Origin of the sequence: Lichenifustis flavocetrariae, from assembly GCF_026130545.1 — a bacterium.
Classification (GTDB): Bacteria; Pseudomonadota; Alphaproteobacteria; order Rhizobiales; family Beijerinckiaceae; genus Lichenihabitans; species Lichenihabitans flavocetrariae.
In genome coordinates this window covers 307,611-325,017 of the sequence record NZ_JAMOIM010000003.1, presented here as the reverse complement: position 1 = coordinate 325,017, position 17,407 = coordinate 307,611, and the positions used below count along the sequence as shown (strand labels likewise).

The window sequence follows — 17,407 nt, the reverse complement described above, 5'->3', positions numbered from 1 at the left end:
GGAGACAGGCCATGAACGCACCGACCGGGACCGTAACGGGCAAAGACCGCTATCGCTCAGGCGTGATGGAATACAAGCGCATGGGCTATTGGGAGCCCGACTACGTGCCGAAGGACACGGACGTGATCGCGCTGTTCCGGGTGACGCCGCAGGACGGCGTCGACCCGACTGAGGCCGCCGCGGCCGTCGCCGGCGAATCTTCGACCGCGACCTGGACCGTGGTCTGGACCGACCGGCTGACGGCGGCGGAGAAATACCGCGCCAAATGCTACCGGCTCGACGAAGTACCGAACGCGCCCGGCGTTTATTTCGCCTACATCGCCTATGATCTCGATCTGTTCGAGCCGGGCTCGATCGCCAACCTCACGGCTTCGATCATCGGCAACGTCTTCGGCTTCAAACCCCTGAAGGCGCTCCGACTCGAAGACATGCGGCTCCCTGTTGCCTACGTCAAAACCTTCCAGGGTCCGGCGACCGGCATCGTGGTCGAGCGCGAGCGCCTCGACAAGTTCGGACGGCCGCTGCTCGGCGCGACCGTCAAGCCCAAGCTCGGCCTCTCGGGCCGCAACTACGGCCGCGTCGTCTACGAGGCGCTGAAGGGCGGGCTCGACTTCACCAAGGACGACGAGAACATCAACTCGCAACCCTTCATGCATTGGCGCGACCGCTTCCTCTACTGCATGGAGGCGGTCAACAAGGCGCAGGCCGCCTCCGGCGAGATCAAGGGCACTTATCTCAATGTCACGGCCGGCACGATGGAGGACATGTACGAACGGGCCGAATTCGCCAAGGAGCTCGGCTCGAACATCGTGATGATCGATCTCGTGATCGGCTATACGGCGATCCAGTCCATGGCCAAATGGGCGCGCCGCAACGACATGATCTTGCATCTGCACCGCGCCGGCCACGGCACCTACACGCGGCAGAAGGCGCATGGTGTGTCGTTCCGGGTCATCGCCAAATGGATGCGGCTCGCCGGCGTCGACCACATTCATGCCGGGACGGTGGTGGGCAAGCTCGAAGGCGACCCCAATACGACCAGGGGTTATTACGACATCTGCCGCGAGGACCATAACCCGATCGATCTCGAACACGGCGTGTTCTTCGAACAGCACTGGGCGAGCCTGAACAAGCTCATGCCGGTGGCTTCCGGCGGCATCCACGCGGGACAGATGCATCAACTCTTGAGCCTGCTCGGCGAGGATGTCGTGCTGCAGTTCGGCGGCGGCACCATCGGCCATCCGCTCGGCATCCAGGCGGGCGCGACCGCCAACCGGGTGGCCTTGGAGGCCATGATCATGGCCCGCAACGAGGGCCGCGATTACCTTCACGAGGGACCCGAGATCCTCGCCAAGGCGGCACAGACCTGCACGCCCCTGAAGCACGCGTTGGAGATCTGGAAGGACGTCACCTTCAACTACGAATCGACCGACACGCCGGACTTCGTTCCATCCGCTTCCGTCTCGATGTGAGGGCACGATCATGCGCATTACCCAAGGGTGCTTTTCCTTCCTGCCCGACCTGACCGACGAGCAGATCACAGCGCAGGTGCAATATTGCCTCGACAAGGGCTGGGCCGTGAACCTGGAGTTCACGGATGATCCGCATCCCCGGAATACCTATTGGGACATGTGGGGTCTGCCGATGTTCGACATCCGCGACGCGGCCGGGATCATGATGGAATTGGCCGAATGCCGGCGCGTCTACGGCAATCGCTACATTCGGCTGTCGGGCTTCGATTCCAGCCACGGCTGGGAATCGGTGCGGATCTCCTTCCTGGTCAATCGCCCGAAGGAGGAGCCCGGCTTCCGGCTGAACCGCCAGGAAGGCGTCGGCCGGCGGGTGACCTATTCCACCCATGCCTATGCGGCCGATCTCCCCGAAGAGCAGCGCTACCAATGATCCATCCCTTCTCCCGCGAGGGCGGGAGAAGGGATCGTCCGCTTGGAAGGTTCACCATGCTCGACACCCCTGGCCCAACCTCCATCAACCTGCGCGAGGAATTTGACGCCGTCGGCATCGCGGAGGTGTTCAAGGAACTCGACCGCGACCTCGTCGGCCTCAAGCCAGTGAAGACCCGCATCCGCGAAATCGCCTCGCTGCTGCTGATCGAGCGGGTGCGCAAGAAACTCGAGCTCGCGACCGAGCCGCCGACCCTACACATGTCCTTCACGGGCAGCCCCGGCACCGGCAAGACCACGGTGGCGTTGCGCATGGCCGGCATCCTGCACAAGCTCGGCTTCGTGCGCCGCGGCCACCTCGTCTCGGTCACGCGCGATGATCTCGTCGGCCAGTACATCGGTCACACCGCACCCAAGACCAAGGAAATCCTGAAGAAGGCGATGGGCGGCGTGCTCTTCATCGACGAGGCCTATTACCTCTACAGGCCCGAGAACGAGCGCGATTACGGCCAGGAATCGATCGAAATTTTACTCCAGATCATGGAGACGCAGCGCGACGACCTCGTGGTGATCCTCGCGGGCTACGAGGACCGGATGGAAAAGTTCTTCCAAAGCAATCCGGGCTTCCGCTCCCGCATCGCCCACCACGTCGACTTCCCCGATTACGACGATGCCGAATTGCTCACGATCGCCGAACTGATGCTGCAAGAGCAGAACTACGCCTTCGACGCCGCCGCCCGCGCCGCCTTCATCCACTATATTCAATTGCGCCGCTCGAGACCCTTGTTCTCCAACGCCCGCTCGATCCGCAATGCGCTCGATCGCGTCCGCCTGCGCCAGGCGAACCGCCTCGTCGGCAACCTCGACCGCGATCTGACGCGGGACGACGTCACCCGGATCGCCGCGGAGGATATTCTCGCCAGCCGCCTCTTCGCCGAGACACCGACGCCCGCGGCCTCTCGCGACGCGTAAATCGTGATCATTCCTCGGTGTGGTCCCGTCTCCTACATAAAGCGAACGTCCTGCCGCGACCGTTCATCCCGCACATCCGCGATGGCCACGCCCGTGAGTCATTTCGAACGCGAATCGGCATCCTTTTTCAACCGGTGTGCGGCCCTCGCCGAGGCCACCCTGCTGGACGGCGCAAGCTTGGTTCCCCTGAGATAGCGCTCTCTAGCCGGAGATAGCTGTCGGCGTAGGAGGTATGCTGTCCCGTCGCGGCCTGATCCTCCGAAGAAGGATTGGAACCGCCGTTCAGGACAGCTCCGGCGTGTCCGCGCTTGTGACGCTTGGCAGAGCCTTCAGCTTCCGGATGATATCCTGGAGCCCGGCCTCGGGCACGCGAGCGAAGGTGATCTCGACCTCGTCGATGTCTTCGGTCCCACTCTGCTGCATGACGAACTGCTGGACGCGGTGCGAGAAGGGACCGGCGACCTGCTTCAGCACGTCGAGCGAGAACACGCCGCGCCGCGTCAGCAGGGACAACGACCTCGTCTGGTTGCGGCGGCGATAGCGTTCCTCAAGCGGCTTGATGCCCGCCAGGACGATCAGCACGATCACGGTCCCGGCAAGCGCGGCCACGAACAGCCCGCTGCCGACCGCCAAGCCGATGGCGGCCACGGCCCACAGGCTCGCGGCGGTGGTAAGCCCCTTCACCGCCTCGCCCCTGAACAGGATGGTTCCCGCCCCGAGGAAGCCCACGCCTGAGACGACCTGGGCGGCGATGCGGGACGGGTCCAGCACGATGTTCTTGCCGATCACGTCGTTGAACCCGTAGGCCGACACGATGATGATCAGGCAGGAGCCCACGCAGACCAGCATGTGGGTCCGCAGGCCGGCCGCCCATAGCAGGCGCTCGCGCTCGAAGCCGATGGCGCTCCCGAAGGCGGAGGCGACGAGCAGCCGCAAGATCATTTCCCAATCAGACAGCATGGAACCCGTACCCCTTCCGGTCTTGTCGTCCCAGGTCAAGGATCTGCCTGGCAGGTCACGTTCACTTGTTCGCGGCGATCCGAAGCCCAAGTAACAGATCGCGGACACACCAGTGTTGCTGAAAGCGAGGCGAGAACAGGGTCGCGGGCGAGAAGCGATCGGTTGCCATCGTTCCGAAGTCCTCGTTGCCCTTGCCAACTGCGCATGCCGCTCGACGGGGTGGTCCTGAAGCACGGCGCCACCGAGTTCCTGGCCCTCATCACCTCTGACGATCGGGCGGCATCCTTCGCGATCCAGCCGAGTCGGACTTATGAGAATCCGGCCTGGCATTGCGGGCGATCGCGGGTAGGCCACAGCTTGACCAGAGGCAATTCCAACTTGCGGACAGCGTCGGGCTCAAACTGACCCACGACGATGACTTCGTCCTCGATGGTGGCCCTTCCGGCGGCACGGACGGCCGTCACGGAGCCATCATCATCATCATCGATGGTCACGAACACACCTCCGCCAACCACCTGCTGCCGCCGGCGAGCGGCGACCTCATGCAAACGACGCGGCCGAACACATCCTGACTCATTCGGCGAAAATGCGGGGCATGCGGCCTCTACCAACCGCGTTCCCCCCTTGCACAGCGCTCGGCGGCCGCCCGCAATTGGTCGTGGACGCAAGGCCTGAAAGATCGGAAGTTCCGGATGCCGGCGGTGAATCATGGCCGGCTGCAATCGGGGAGCGAAAATGGTGCGCAAACGGGTACTGGGGATCGTCGTCGCGTGTGCGCTCGCCCCGATCGAGGCAAGGGCGCAAACCGCCACGAACCTGCCCGTCCTCAAGGGCCTCGCGCCGGTGACCGTCCTGTCCAAGACCAACGCGGGCCGGGCGGCCCTGGCCGCGAACTACAGCGTCACGGGCGGTATCCAGACGGGTGCCATCCGCCAGTCGACGCTGCTACCCTTCGCCGAGCAGCAGCAGCAGGCGTTGCGCGACGCCTTCATCACGGACGGCAACCTTGCCGAACTCGCGGACGGGCTCGGCACCACGCTTGGTGCCGCCTACCAGGCGCGGGCGCATTATCTCGATCGCGAGCGCTTCACCAGCATCGCCAAGTCCGTCGCTGACCTCATCGCCTACGCGAACTCCACCACCGGGGCGGACTCGAACGCCGGGAAGTATTTCTTCGCAAACGCGACCACGGACGGCAAGAAAGCCGTGGCGGACGAGGCCATGGCCATCCTCAAGGCCAACGGTGGCTCGCTCGACGCGTTCGGGCGAGCCTATGGACGACCGGCCGGCAGCCCGGGCGCCGACGCCTACGGCGACTCCCGCCCCTTTCAGACCGAACCGAGCATCCTGCCCATCGTCGGCCCGGATTACTTCAACGTGCCGGCCGACAATGTCGTCTACAACCGTGGGCCGGTCATGAACTTGATCGATAGCCCCTCCTACCCGAGTGGCCACACGACCTACGGCTACATGGGCTCGATCCTGCTCGCCGTGCTGTTGCCGGAGCGTTATCAGCAGATGATCGTGCGGGCATCCGAATACGGCAACGACCGCATCATCATGGGCGCGCACTACGCCATGGACGTCCTGGGTGGTCGAACGCTGGCCACCTACGACCTGGCGCACCTCCTCGCGAACGATCCGACCTACATGGCGCGGCCCCTGAAGGACGTGGCCGCCACCACCGGCATGAGCGAACCGCAGGTGCCTGCTGCCATCACCGACTTCCGAGCTGCGCTGAACGCGGCCAGGGCCGACCTGACCAAGGCTCTGGCCGCGAGCTGCGGCGACACGGTCCAGGCCTGCGCCGTTCAGGATATCGGCCGCTTCGGCGCCCCCGCGATGAACGAGGCCTTCTATGCCGCCACGCAGACCTACGGCCTGCCCGTCGTCTATCCGGAGGTGGCCGGTAAGAGCGAGGATGTTGGCCAGTTGGCTCCGGAAGCCGGTTACCTGCTGACGGCTGCGTTCCCGTCGCTGTCGCTTGAGCAGGCCGACCGGATCCTGACCGAGACAGAGGGACCCGGAGGCGGTTTCCTGGACGACGGCTCCCCGTTCGGCCTCTATTCCCGCCTGAACCTCTACGCCGCCGCCGGGAGGGCAGCGGCGATGACCACAGGCAGGTAGTCACCCGATCCATCTGTGGATGGCTACGAAGAAGATTTTACCTAAGAGTGGTGGTCGCCGATTTGTCCTGCCGCAAGCGGGGGAGTCACGACGAAAGCGAAGGTCAAGCCCCGGAAGCAGTTGGCCGCGCCCCCGAAGCCACCGCCGGAATGCGGCACCATCCCGGAAAAGGTGCTGCGAAACGAGGGTGATCGAGAAACAGCCAGGGCTCACCGCGATGGTTCAGTCGGCCGGGGTGAAGCGGAGGGTGCCTGCCCGCCGCGTCGGCTTGCCGGTGTCATTGGTGTGGTTGACGCCGTCCATCACGGGCACTTCGAGGAAGTCGAACGGGCTGATCCTGTCCAGGCAGGCCACGTTCACGGCGTGCAGGTTCTGGTTCGATCGCCGTTGGTGATGCGTGTAGATCCCGCAACGAGAGCAGAAGAAATGCTGCACCACTCCGGTATGGAAGCGGTAGCTCGTCAGTGCCTCCTCGCCCCGCAGGATCTTGATCCCACCCATCGCCACCATGGCGACGACGGCGCCCCGCATTCGGCAGTAGGAACAGGTGCAGCGACGGATCGAGTTGAAGCCGTCGCTGAGCGTAGCCTCGAAGCGCACCGCGCCGCAATGGCACTGCCCAGCCCGAACGATCGTGTCACCCGCCATATTGCCCGCGCCCTCTATTCAGATTCCACGTCCGGTCTCGTCGTGCGGAGGAACGGTCCCAGCGCCAGGACCATGGGGATGATCGCGGCCGCCGTCAGGGCCGCCGCGACGATGCCGGTGGTCCGGCTGGTCTGGTCGGCGATGGCGCCGTAGGCGATGGGAGCCAGTCCGCCCGCGCCGATGACGCCGGTGTAGAACAGCGCGAAGGCGCGGCCGACCTCGCCTTTGCGCGCCAGTTCCGGGACGGTCCCGTAGAGGACCGAGGATGTGCCGTTGAGCACGATGCCGAGCAGCGGCAGCAGGATGAGCATCGCTGCGATCGGCACCGTCAACGTTGCGATCATCAGCAGTGCTGTCGCGGCTTCCGTGATGATCACGCTCCAAACGACGCCAAGCCGCTCGCCAAGCCAGCCGCAGCATACCTTGCCCAGGGCGCCGCCCGCGAACAGCAGCGCCAGCGCAATGCCGACCGTCGCTTCGTGCCCGCCCTTGGCGTGGACCAGGAAAGGCAGGAACAGCAGGTAGCCCATGCGGGTCGCAGTATCGAAGGCGCCGATGGTGAGGAGCAGGGTGAAGCCACGACCGTCACTTCCCCCCGCGTCCGCCTTCTCATCCACCTTGAACACGAACGGCTTTCGAGGAACCAGCGCGAGAAGGGCGAAGCCGACCAGCACGCCAACGAGTCCACTGATACCCACAACCGGTCGCCACGCCACGAATGGTAACAGCAACGCGACGGCAGCAGGGAAGGTCGCTTTCCCCAAGTCGCCGGCGAAATTGTAGATGCCGAGCGGCCCCCGCGCGGCCGTTCCGTAGCTGTTCGTGACCAACATCGAGGCGCGCGGATGCTGCACGCTCGATCCGATCCCGGCGATGACCAGACCGATGCAGAGGCCCGGAAGGCCGAGCGGGAGGGCCATCGTCAGGTAACCGGCGGCCGCGATAAAGGTGGCGGCCGCCAGGGCGACCCGAGGGCTGAGCTTGGCGGTGATCTTGTCGGCGGGGACCTGGAGCCCGCCCATGGTCCCGCTATAGAACGCGCGGAGAATGGCCAGGCCGGCGTACGAGAGACCGAATTGCGACTGCCAGATCGGCAGGAGCGCGTAGAGCTGGTCGGTGTAGCCGTCGTGCAGGACATGGGCGAGGCAGGCGCCGACGAGGCTGCGCCGCTGCGGCGCTCCCTCGCTTGCCCGGTCTTCCCTTGCCCAATCGATCGTGGTCGAGCTCTGCGTCATATGAGGTGCCCTTGGAGGCCGAACCCTATGCTCGTGAGATTTCCTCGACTAGGCTGGGCATGCTCACGGGTATTGCCGAATTTTCTCACGGGTCAGAATGCGCCGTCCTCTTCCGCTGAACGCCTTGCGCGTCTTCGAGATCGCTGCCCGGACGAGCAGCTACGCCGAAGCCGGCGCCGAACTCGGCCTGACCCATGGTGCCGTCAGCCGGCAGATCGCGCTGCTCGAAACCTGGCTCGGCCAGCGGCTGTTCGTCCGGACCGGTCGACGCATGACCGCCACGCCCGCCGCCCGCGCCTTCGCGGCCGAGGTGAGCCTGTCCTTCGATCGGATGACCGCCGCGGCCGAGGCGTGCGGACGCCCGTCGGCGAGGCAGATCCTGCGCGTCAGCGCTCCGACCACCTTCGCCCTGCGCTGGCTGATCCCGCGCCTTGAGCGGTTCCACGCCGGGCGGCCGCAGGTCGAGGTGGCGGTCACGACGGTGACGACGCTTCATGACGAACTGCGCGGCGGCTTCGACGTCGCCATCCGGCGAGGGTCGGCCGAGCGAAGCGCCTGGCCGCAGTACCAGGCGACACCCTTCCTGAAGGAGGTCGATACTCTGATCGCCAGCCCGGCGCTGTTGGAACGCGACCCTCTGCGACACCCTTCCGACATCGTCGGCCACGTGCTCCTAGGAAGCGAGACGCGTCCAGGGGATTGGTCCGATTGGCTGGATCGCGCTGGGCTTGCCCATCGATCCAACCAGCGGCGGCGTGTCTTCGACCACTTTTTCGTCACGCTCCAGGCCGTCGTCGACGGGTTCGGTATCGGGGTGGGGCCGCTGCCTGTCCTGCAAGCGGACGTGCTGGCGGGGCGCCTCGTCACGCCGTTCCCCACGATCACCGTCCCGCGCACCGGCTACGTCGCCCTCGTCCCGTTCGATGCCAGCAAGACTCCGTTGTTAGGCGCTTTTATCGATTGGTTGCGCGTGGAGGGCGAGCCATGAGCGGGAACATCACGGTAGTGCCAATGCTAGCATGTGAGCCACAATCCCAGCTAAACGGGTTTTGGATGAGTGTCGATAGCCCCATCACGAGATCGGCGTCGACAAGATCGGCAGCTATAACGCGGATCTTGCCGGCTGTTTGCGCCAACCTCTCCAGGAGACAGCGACGACTTCCTCGACTACGGCGCCGCGCACGGCTCGACGATCTTCTCTATTCAGCCACCGCGGTCCGACGCCGCAGCGCGGTTGACCGGAGCGGGCGTCGTGACGTCCGTCCGCCATGGACGCGTTCGGCTCTCGTTGCACTTCTATAACGACAGCGACCAGGTCGATCAGGTCGTCTCTTTTGCTGAGCGGCTGAACGTCTCCAGGTGCCTGTCTCAGTTCTCGCTGAAATCTCCGCGTCTTTCGCTGCGCCGCATTGCCGATCCGGCCCACCTGCGCGTGCGATTGGCGCACAATGGGTGGACTACAAAGCGCGTGTGCCGCGATGGTTGGGCCTTTAGAACTCAGCCGCTTGGCCTCGTGGCCAGGTGGTACCCGCACTCTCGCGATTGTTCGTGCCTCGTGCGATATGCGGAAAATGCAGAACTGCGCGTGCAGATCGGATCCGCCCTGATGAAGATCATTGATGTCATGAGCGATACAGTCGAGTTCGTCGCGGCCGAAGCGAGCGTCAAAGATGCAGCCGAGCTCATGGGAGAACTCGACGTCGGCGGCCTTCCTGTGGGTACGCCGGAGAACATCGAGGGCATGTTGACGGATCGCGACATCCTGTTTCGTGTCGTCGCAGCTGGCCTCGATCCAGCGTCCGTTCGGGTCGGCGCGGTCACGTCCCGGCCGGCGATCACGGGCCGGGATGTCGACACCCTTCAGACCGCAATGGACTTGATGATGGCAAATCACATCCGGCGCCTGCCGATCCGCAACGATCACGGTCGCGTCACCGGGGTCGTTACCCTGGCTGATCTCGCGCGGAAACTGCTGGTCGACAGCGAGCTCCTGCAAAGCGCCCTGAGCGGCCTCACGGAATCTGAAGACCAATCCTGATCATCGGCGAAAGCGTCGGTTGATCGATCGAACAGCGTCAGCCGGCAGCGCAAGCCGCGCCGCAACGAAATCAGCATAGAGCCGGCCGGACACGACCCGGAGGTCTGCCGCCATTGCGGCGATCGCATAAGCATAAGCGTCGAGGTGCCGCGCCAGGACACGGTCGAGCAGTGTGTTCAAAGCGCTTGGTGCTTGCAGTGCCCGCTCGAACACGACGATTGCATTTTCAACGGCGCCGATGGAGCGCAGCCATCGGGTAACGGCGGCCTGCGCCTCCTGGTCTGCCGACGAAGCCAAATGCAGAGACGCTGCGGCGAAGCGCATCAACAGTTCGACGTCGTCCGCCCGGAGCTGGCCAAGACGCAGCGTGAGAGGTACGAGCACCTGATTGCGGTTCTGCAACCACCCGTCGAGGATCTTCTGTGCCAACGCCCGTTGCAGGATCTCCTGCGGCAGCCCCAGTCCTCGGTCACGCCGGGCTGGGCCGCCACTCGATATTGCATCCTCCGGTTCGACGGACAGCTCCTCCAGCGCCGATGCCTGGCCGTCTCGGTCCGCATGATGGCCGAGCAAGCGGTTGAACGCCTCGAGTACACCGCCGTTCATGGCCTTTGCCTTCGTGGTTCGCGGCATCGTGGCTCTGATGAGGCGCGCCGCTCGACCGCTAGGCCGGACCATAAGGCCACGGCCTGAAGCAACCGCATCTCGCATCGTTTCTAGCATCGATCGGGCCGAACAGTCAGCCAAACGAGCAGTGAAAACGTGATGACACTCGACCAGTGTTTGGCATTCGGCCTTCTGGCGACAACGATCGGCCTCTTCATCTGGGGCCGGCTGCCATACGATCTCGTCGCCATGCTGGCACTGCTCGTCGGTGTCGTCATCGGAGTCGTTCCCGAGAAACATGCCTTCGAGGGCTTCTCCGATGAGATCGTGGTCATCATCGCGGCGGCGCTCGTGGTCAGCGCCTGTATTGCCCGGTCGGGCGTGGTCGAGGCGATCATGCGGCCTGTGCTGCCGCGGCTTCGCACCGCGGCGATCCAGGTCCCGGTGCTGTCGGGCTGTGTCCTGCTCCTCTCGATGGTGACCAAGAACGTCGGGGCTCTCGCGATCTTCATGCCGATCGCGCTCCAACTCGCCCGTCGACACAAGGTATCACCGTCGTCGCTGCTGATGCCGATGGCGGCCGCCTCGCTCGTCGGCGGCGTCGTGACGCTTGTCGGCACGTCGCCCAACATCATTATCGCGAAGGTCCGGGCCGACATGTTCGGCCAGCCATTCGGCATGTTCGACTATACGCCCGTGGGCTTGACCATCGCGCTGTGCAGCATCGCGTTTCTAGCCGTCGGTTGGAGGCTGCTCCCGAAGCGTCAGGCGGCCACCTCCATGGACGCGGCTTTCACCATCGAGCGCTACACAGCGGAAGTGATCCTGCCGTCGGGATCGCCGGCCGTCGGGCGCCCGGTGGCTTTTCTCGAAGCCATGCAGGAAGGCGATGTCGCGGTGGTCGGGATCGTACGCGAGCGATTTCGGCGCTACGCCCCCACCCCGCAGTCCATTCTCAAAGCCGATGACGTGCTTCTCCTCAAGGGTGAACCGGAAAGTCTCGATGGGTTGATCGCGCATGCGGGTCTTCGTCTTGCCACCCACGACGCGAAGCAGGGGGAGGCTACCATCGTCGAAGGGGTGGTGACCGACCATTCCCTGCTGCTCGGGAGAACGCCCGACCAGGTGCAGCTGCAGGCGCGGTATGGCCTCGGCATCGTGGCTCTGAGCCGGCGTGGACAGGCCATTGTGCAACGCTTGTCGACGGTGCGCTTCCGCGTCGGCGACGTGGTGGTGATGCGATCGTTATCCGCGACACTACCCGAGAGCCTTGGCGAATTGCGAATCCTGCCGCTTGCAGAGCGTGCCCTCTCGCTGGGTCTGTCGCGACGGTCCTGGCTGCCGATCGGCGTGCTCGCGGTCGCGATGGCACTTGTGGCCTTCCATCTGGTCGGGGTGGCGGTGGCGTTCTTCGGTGCCGCGGTGGTACTCCTGCTGTTGCGCACGATGACCATGCACGAGGCCTACCGGACGGTGGAGTGGCACATCTTGTTCTTGCTCGGCGCGTTGATCCCGCTGAGCCACGCGGTGCGCGAGACGGGTGGCACAGACCTTCTGGCCCGATCGCTCGAGACCGTCATCCATGGCATGAGTCCAAACCTGACGATCGGCGTCATCATGGTGATCGCAATGGCGGTCACACCGTTCTTTCACAACGCCCCGACCGTGCTGGTGATGGGTCCCATCGCCGGGACCCTCGCGACCAAGCTCGGGCTCAACCCGGACCCGTTTCTGATGGCGGTGGCGCTTGGCGCAGGCTGCGACTTCCTGACTCCCATCGGCCATCAGTGCAACACGCTGGTCATGGGCCCCGGCGGCTATCGCTTCGGCGATTACGCCCGCCTTGGCTTCCCGCTCTCCATCCTGGTGGTCGTCGCTGGGACGCCTCTCATTGCATATTTCTGGCCGCTTACGCGTTGATGCCGACGACGCAAACGCCTCTGGCGCGTTGAGGCAGATCATTCGGAGTTGCCTCATGTTCGGCCTGTCTCGCGCCAAGCCCGACCTTATCGTGCATAGCGAGGAGCCGCTGAACGCCGAGCCGCCGCTTGATCGGCTGCGGAGTGGCTTCGTCACGAAGACGGCTGATTTTTACATTCGCTCGCACGGCAACTTGCCTGACCTCGATGTTGAGACCCACAAGGTGCGGGTGAGGGGCAAAGTAGGTCAGCGGCTCGATCTCACGGTCGACGACCTGCGACGCCGCTTCACGCCGAAGACGGTTACGGCCGTCATGCAATGTGCCGGCAACCGCCGGGCCGACCTGCAGCAGGTGGAGAAGACCACCGGCGATCCCTGGGCTCCCGGGGCGATCGGCAACGCCGAATGGACGGGCGTGCCCTTGGCCGACATCCTGCGGGCCGCGGACGCGGCCGAAGGGGATGACCTGCATGTCGCCTTCGACGCGGTCGACATCGCCGAAAATGAGGGAGCCGAGGATGCGCCTTATGGCGTCTCGATCCCCATGACCAAAGCAAGGTCGGGCGAGGTCCTGCTGGCCTGGGCGATGAATGGAGAGCCGCTCAACGTGGAGCATGGAGCGCCTCTGCGGATCGTCGTGCCGGGCTACGCCGGGGTGCGCAGCGCCAAGTGGGTTGGCGAGATCCGGGTACAGGACGAACCGTCCGACGCCTTCCAGCAGGCGAAGGACTATCTTCTGTTTCCACCCGACATGCACAAGGAGACCCAGGATCCCGCGCGCGGAACGACCATTTACGAAATGCCGCTGAACGCCGCTATCTGCGAACCGGTCGCCGGGGCCGAGTTGAGCGCCGGCAAGACGAAGATCAAGGGTTACGCCATCGCGACCGATCGCGCGATCACTCGCGTCGATGTTTCGATGAACGGCGGCCGGGAGTGGCGGCAGGCGACGATCGAGGACCACGGCAACGCGCGCTGGAGCTGGACGTTCTGGCACACGACAATCGACATTCCCGCCGGCCAGCATGAACTTGTCGTGCGCGCCTGGGACGCGGCCGGGCAGACTCAGCCAGCCCAGCCGGACGAAGTCTGGAACTTCAAAGGCTACCTGAGTGCTGCCTGGCATCGCATCCGGGTGACCGCCGTCTGAGGTTCGAACGGCCGGGAATCTCCATGGATAGCGAAGAGTGGACCGACGCGAAGGCTGGGCGCGTTGAGAGCAGTGTCGATCGGCGCACGATCCTATCGGAGAACCGCACCGTTTTCGCTACGGAGCTCACCTATGCCGCCTGGGTCCGAACGGCGCTTGTCGCATTGGTCGGCGGCGTTGGCGTCGTGGCGGCGCTCGGGTAGGGGATCCCGAGTGGATTATCGTGCTCGCTTGTACCATACTGGTGTTGTTCAGAATCTTATGCTTTGACGCGGCGGTGTGGCGCGAGATTCCCGCTGAGCGCAGTTGCCGCGCAACGTGAGAAAGCCGCGCCGTCGGGTGCGGGTCTTCAGCTGAATGGCGAACATGGGCGCGGCGCCACCAAACGGCCGGTTGATGAGCCCAAAAGCGTGTGAGCGGGCTTTTCATAGGAGCGCACAGGGTTAAGCTGATGCATTGCTCGATTCAGCGTTGTTGAAGGAATTTCCATCGGCTTGTCCGTCATCGGCGCCGGCCTCGGTCGGACCAACTTTTTGACGCGGGCCCGAACTCACCGGAGCTGAAGCGTTCGGCAGGTCTTCGTTACGCGTTGGTGCCGCCGTCGACCGTCAGGCTTGCGCCGGTGATGTAGCCCGCTTCCGGCCCGGCCACGAAGGCAACCATGGCAGCGATGTCGTCGACATGGCCATAACGCTTGAGCGCGGTATTGGCGATCTGCGGATCGGCCCAGCTTCCCGCAGCCGGGTTGAGGTCGGTATCGATCGGGCCAGGCTGGACGTTGTTGACCGTGATGCCACGCGGACCCACCTCGCGTGCTAACCCTTGCGTGAACATCTTTACGGCGCCCTTGGTTGCTGAATAGGCAACAAGACCGGGCGTGCCCATACGCTCGCCGACGCAGGAACCGATCGTGATGATGCGGCCTCCCTGTGGTATGTGCCTGAGCGCGGCATGCGTCGCGATGAACACCCCCCGCAGGTTAATGTCGACCACCCGGTCTATCTCCTCGAGCGTCGTCTCCTCGAACGGCTTGGGGATGGCGGTACCGGCATTGTTGACCAGGATATCAAGGCCGCCGAATGTCGTGACGGTTCGATCGATCGCTGCCCGGACGGCAGCGGCGTCGGCTGCGTCGGCCCGGACCGCGATGGCTCGTCCGCCCGCGCCCTCGATCGCTCTGACGACCTCGGCGGCCGCGTCCGCGCCGCGCGTGTAGGTGATCGCCACCCGAGCCCCGTCTGCGGCCAACCGCTTCGCAATCGCAGCCCCAATGCCACGCGACGCACCAGTGACCAGAGCGGTCTTGCCTTCGAGCTTCGCAGTCATTCATCCCTCCATGGCGACGCAGCCCGTCGCGGGGCAGCGGCGCACATCTAGGCGCTGCCACGTTCGTAAGATAAGACTTTGTAAGTTGCGGCTATGCCTCGGAGAGATAGGTCTTCGTCATGGAGCTTCGGCATCTACGCTACTTCGTGGCCGTCGCTGAGGAAGGCAGCGTCAAGCTCGCGGCCGAAAGGCGGCTGCACACGGCGCAGCCTTCCTTGAGCCGCCAAATCCGGAATCTTGAACACGAGGTCGGAACACAGCTCTTGCGGCGTAGCGCACGCGGCGTCGAAATGACCGATGCCGGTCGCGTCTTTCTCGACCATGCCCGCCTGGCGATCGCGCAGGCTCACGCCGCGGTCGAGGCTGCCCGGCGGATCGCGCAGCCCGCCAAGCCCGTCTTCGCAATCGGCTTCCTCGTTGGGCACGAGGGTGACTGCATTCCCCCGACAACGAGCCTCCTTCGCAATGATCTTCCAGGGCTGGAGGTCCGGGTGTTCAGCGGCTTCTCCGTCGATCTCGCCGAGGATCTTCTGCGCGGTCGGCTCGACGTGGCGTTCCTGCGGCGCGAGCCAACGAGCGATCTCGAGTTCCGGCATGTGCTCAGCGAGCCACTGGTCGCCGTCCTGAATGCCGGCCACCCCCTCGCGGCACGAGCATCGGTCGATCCACGGGACTTGGCGGCGGAAACCTTCATCGGGATTTCACCCGTACCGCGAATTTTGCGCGAGGTGGTCTACGGCTATCTGGAGCGCGTCGGGGTGTCCGTCGTACCGAGTTTTGAGATCGACAACTTCGCTATGGCGATGTCGCTTGTTCAAGCCAACGATGGTGTTGCCCTGTTGCCGGCTTCGATCGAGGTCTATTTGCCGCCTGCGATGGTCAGCCGCCCTCTGTCCGGTGAGCAGCCTACCATCGACCTCATGCTTGGGTTTCGCGCCGGCAACAAGTCGCCGATACTCGCCAAGTTCCTCGCGCGAGCCGACGAGCTGGCGGCGCGACTGCGACATATGAACAGATCCCAACCGCCGAATTGAACAGCGTCGGACGTTGCAGATGTGCAGCCCTCGCGAGGGCATGGACCTGAGCTTTCACCTCGTTGAACGACCGGGAGGTGGCGATCGGCCAACGGCAACTCTTGGGCGCATCCCGGCCGGATGCATCATACGAATCATTCATCGCCGAGTTTTTTCAGATCATCTCCTTTGACGGTCAGCTTTAAGATCTCGTGCCAAATGTGCTTGGCCTCGGGCTGTGAGATGGTTTCGTCCGTGCCTCTGAGCCTAAAGATCAGCGTATAAGGCGTCGTGATCTGCCGGGAGGTTGAAGTCCAGTCAATGACCGTAAACGTGTTGAGCTTAGGGTCGGCTGCGATAGGAGTGGTCTCAATTTCGATGCCGGAAGATTTACGGGTACCGCTGCGGATCGTCTCCACCGCCTTGTCGATCCGTTTTTGGTGCCCCTGAAGCGTGAACTCGACGATATTGTTGGCATCGTTCTTCGCGGTACCGGCGAGATTGTACGCGATTGCCTGTTTCATCACCATCGCCCGGAAGCCGACGCCTTGGTCATTGCCGGTGACAGTGGCGGAGATTGCCACCGCCTCCTGAGATTTTGCCTCCGCGCGACCGTTTTGACCGTGGAGAGCCATGAGCGCCAGGACCCCGCAGCATATTAAAGGCGACATTCGCGGCATGCCGGGCTTCCCCAAAGTCTTCGCGGTTCAGATCTTCAGAAGCAGGTTCACGATTCCGTCAGGATCGGTGATCATCGAGTCGTGCGGGCCGGGAAAATCGATCCAATTCCAGCCGGGCTGGGATCGAACCAAAGCCCGAGACCCCTCGATGACCGGGTTCTCGGGCTTGACGCAATGGATGTAGGTCTTCGGGACGCCGTTGCCGAATGGAGCGTGCAGGGTGAGCGGCGTGAGATATGCGTTGAGCGGCGTGGGCGTGATCCGCCGCAGGACCCAGGCGTAGTCCGGCGTGCCCTCTGTGAAGCCCCACGCAGCCGGCAACGCCTTGGGTATCGGAACCGCCACCCCGCCATTCGCCTTAGTGGCGGCTGCGATCCGATCTTCAGCTTCCTTGGGTGGGTAGACCGAGAAGCCCGTTTGCCCATTTTCGAGCACGATCGAGTCGAGGTAGACGAGGTGGCGCAGTTTCTCGGGCAAGCGATCGGCGACCCCGGTGATCGGTACACCGCCGAAGCTGTGAGCCACCAGGATTACGTCGGACAGTTCCTCCGTCTTGATGACCTCGCTCAGGTCCTCAATGAAGGTGTCGATCGTGATCGCCTTCGTGAGCAGGTGTTCGCGATCTCCCATGCCGGTGAAACTTGGCGTGAAGGCCCTGTGGCCTAGCGCGCGCAAACGGTCTGCCACGCGCTGCCACGACCAACCGCCGTGCCAAGATCCGTGCGCGAACACGAAGGTCTTGCCCGGTGCCGATTGCGCCGAGGCTGGCGACGCCATGGCGGTGGCAAGCGCCGAAAGGCTGGTGGCAGCCACAAACGATCGGCGCGACGG

At 64.2% G+C, this 17,407-nt stretch carries 18 protein-coding genes; 10 read left to right on the top strand and 8 right to left on the bottom strand.

Going from position 1 to position 17,407, the window contains the following annotated elements; genetic code table 11:
* Positions 1–11: 11 nt before the first annotated feature.
* The 3 genes from M8523_RS07020 to cbbX are packed head-to-tail and all read left to right on the top strand — an operon-like array spanning position 12 to position 2,873.
* Positions 12–1,472 (top strand): form I ribulose bisphosphate carboxylase large subunit, encoded by a 1,461-nt coding sequence (locus M8523_RS07020; protein WP_282584128.1) that lies wholly within the window; start codon positions 12–14, stop codon positions 1,470–1,472.
* A gap of 10 nt (positions 1,473–1,482) precedes the next feature.
* A complete protein-coding gene (locus tag M8523_RS07015; RefSeq protein ID WP_282584127.1) occupies positions 1,483–1,902 on the top strand; it encodes a ribulose bisphosphate carboxylase small subunit in 420 nt (139 codons plus the stop codon).
* Between the two features lie 56 nt (positions 1,903–1,958).
* On the top strand, positions 1,959–2,873 hold the full coding sequence (gene cbbX / locus M8523_RS07010) for a CbbX protein (protein ID WP_282584126.1): 915 nt from the start codon (positions 1,959–1,961) through the stop codon (positions 2,871–2,873).
* Between the two features lie 282 nt (positions 2,874–3,155).
* On the opposite strand, the gene M8523_RS07005 is transcribed toward cbbX, so the two are convergent.
* The gene (locus M8523_RS07005; protein ID WP_282584125.1) at positions 3,156–3,833 is read right to left on the bottom strand and encodes an MgtC/SapB family protein; all 678 of its coding nucleotides are present in this window, start codon (positions 3,831–3,833) and stop codon (positions 3,156–3,158) included.
* Positions 3,834–4,141: 308 nt separating this feature from the next.
* Positions 4,142–4,327: a hypothetical protein gene (locus tag M8523_RS07000; protein ID WP_282584124.1), complete on the bottom strand. Its 186-nt coding sequence runs from the start codon at positions 4,325–4,327 to the stop codon at positions 4,142–4,144.
* Between the two features lie 241 nt (positions 4,328–4,568).
* On the opposite strand from M8523_RS07000, the gene M8523_RS06995 reads away from it, so the two are divergent.
* Entirely contained in the window at positions 4,569–5,960 is a 1,392-nt protein-coding gene (locus M8523_RS06995) for a phosphatase PAP2 family protein (RefSeq protein ID WP_282584123.1), read from the top strand.
* Between the two features lie 222 nt (positions 5,961–6,182).
* Here the strand turns inward: M8523_RS06995 and M8523_RS06990 are convergent, their stop codons facing one another.
* Positions 6,183–6,608, bottom strand: a complete 426-nt coding sequence (locus M8523_RS06990; RefSeq protein ID WP_282584122.1) for a GFA family protein — start codon at positions 6,606–6,608, stop codon at positions 6,183–6,185.
* A 14-nt stretch (positions 6,609–6,622) separates the two neighbouring features.
* Positions 6,623–7,843 carry an MFS transporter gene (locus M8523_RS06985; protein WP_282584121.1) on the bottom strand — a complete coding sequence of 407 codons (1,221 nt, stop codon included), beginning with the start codon at positions 7,841–7,843 and terminating at the stop codon, positions 6,623–6,625.
* Positions 7,844–7,940: 97 nt separating this feature from the next.
* Here M8523_RS06985 and M8523_RS06980 point away from each other — a divergent pair, with 97 nt between their 5' ends.
* The gene (locus M8523_RS06980) at positions 7,941–8,831 is read left to right on the top strand and encodes a LysR substrate-binding domain-containing protein (RefSeq protein ID WP_282584120.1); all 891 of its coding nucleotides are present in this window, start codon (positions 7,941–7,943) and stop codon (positions 8,829–8,831) included.
* Positions 8,832–9,449: 618 nt separating this feature from the next.
* The gene (locus M8523_RS06975; RefSeq protein WP_282584119.1) at positions 9,450–9,881 is read left to right on the top strand and encodes a CBS domain-containing protein; all 432 of its coding nucleotides are present in this window, start codon (positions 9,450–9,452) and stop codon (positions 9,879–9,881) included.
* On the opposite strand, the gene M8523_RS06970 is transcribed toward M8523_RS06975, so the two are convergent.
* Complete coding sequence (locus tag M8523_RS06970) at positions 9,882–10,487, bottom strand: hypothetical protein (RefSeq protein WP_282584118.1); 606 nt, start codon at positions 10,485–10,487, stop codon at positions 9,882–9,884.
* A 159-nt stretch (positions 10,488–10,646) separates the two neighbouring features.
* Between M8523_RS06970 and M8523_RS06965 the strand changes: the two genes are divergently transcribed.
* From M8523_RS06965 to M8523_RS06955, 3 genes are read left to right on the top strand one after another with little or no spacing between them, the layout of a single operon-like run.
* The gene (locus M8523_RS06965; RefSeq protein ID WP_282584216.1) at positions 10,647–12,407 is read left to right on the top strand and encodes an SLC13 family permease; all 1,761 of its coding nucleotides are present in this window, start codon (positions 10,647–10,649) and stop codon (positions 12,405–12,407) included.
* 55 nt (positions 12,408–12,462) lie between these two features.
* Entirely contained in the window at positions 12,463–13,557 is a 1,095-nt protein-coding gene (locus tag M8523_RS06960; protein WP_282584117.1) for a sulfite oxidase, read from the top strand.
* Positions 13,558–13,580: 23 nt separating this feature from the next.
* Entirely contained in the window at positions 13,581–13,760 is a 180-nt protein-coding gene (locus tag M8523_RS06955) for a hypothetical protein (protein ID WP_282584116.1), read from the top strand.
* A 379-nt stretch (positions 13,761–14,139) separates the two neighbouring features.
* Here M8523_RS06955 and M8523_RS06950 read toward each other — a convergent pair whose 3' ends face one another.
* Positions 14,140–14,883, bottom strand: coding sequence for a 3-oxoacyl-ACP reductase family protein (locus tag M8523_RS06950; protein ID WP_282584115.1), 744 nt, complete (start codon positions 14,881–14,883; stop codon positions 14,140–14,142).
* Between the two features lie 119 nt (positions 14,884–15,002).
* Here M8523_RS06950 and M8523_RS06945 point away from each other — a divergent pair, with 119 nt between their 5' ends.
* Positions 15,003–15,917, top strand: a complete 915-nt coding sequence (locus M8523_RS06945) for a LysR substrate-binding domain-containing protein (protein WP_282584114.1) — start codon at positions 15,003–15,005, stop codon at positions 15,915–15,917.
* A gap of 134 nt (positions 15,918–16,051) precedes the next feature.
* On the opposite strand, the gene M8523_RS06940 is transcribed toward M8523_RS06945, so the two are convergent.
* Positions 16,052–16,531 carry an acylphosphatase gene (locus M8523_RS06940; RefSeq protein ID WP_282584113.1) on the bottom strand — a complete coding sequence of 160 codons (480 nt, stop codon included), beginning with the start codon at positions 16,529–16,531 and terminating at the stop codon, positions 16,052–16,054.
* A 72-nt stretch (positions 16,532–16,603) separates the two neighbouring features.
* The gene (locus tag M8523_RS06935) at positions 16,604–17,389 is read right to left on the bottom strand and encodes an alpha/beta fold hydrolase (protein ID WP_282584112.1); all 786 of its coding nucleotides are present in this window, start codon (positions 17,387–17,389) and stop codon (positions 16,604–16,606) included.
* Between the last annotated feature and the right edge of the window lie 18 nt (positions 17,390–17,407).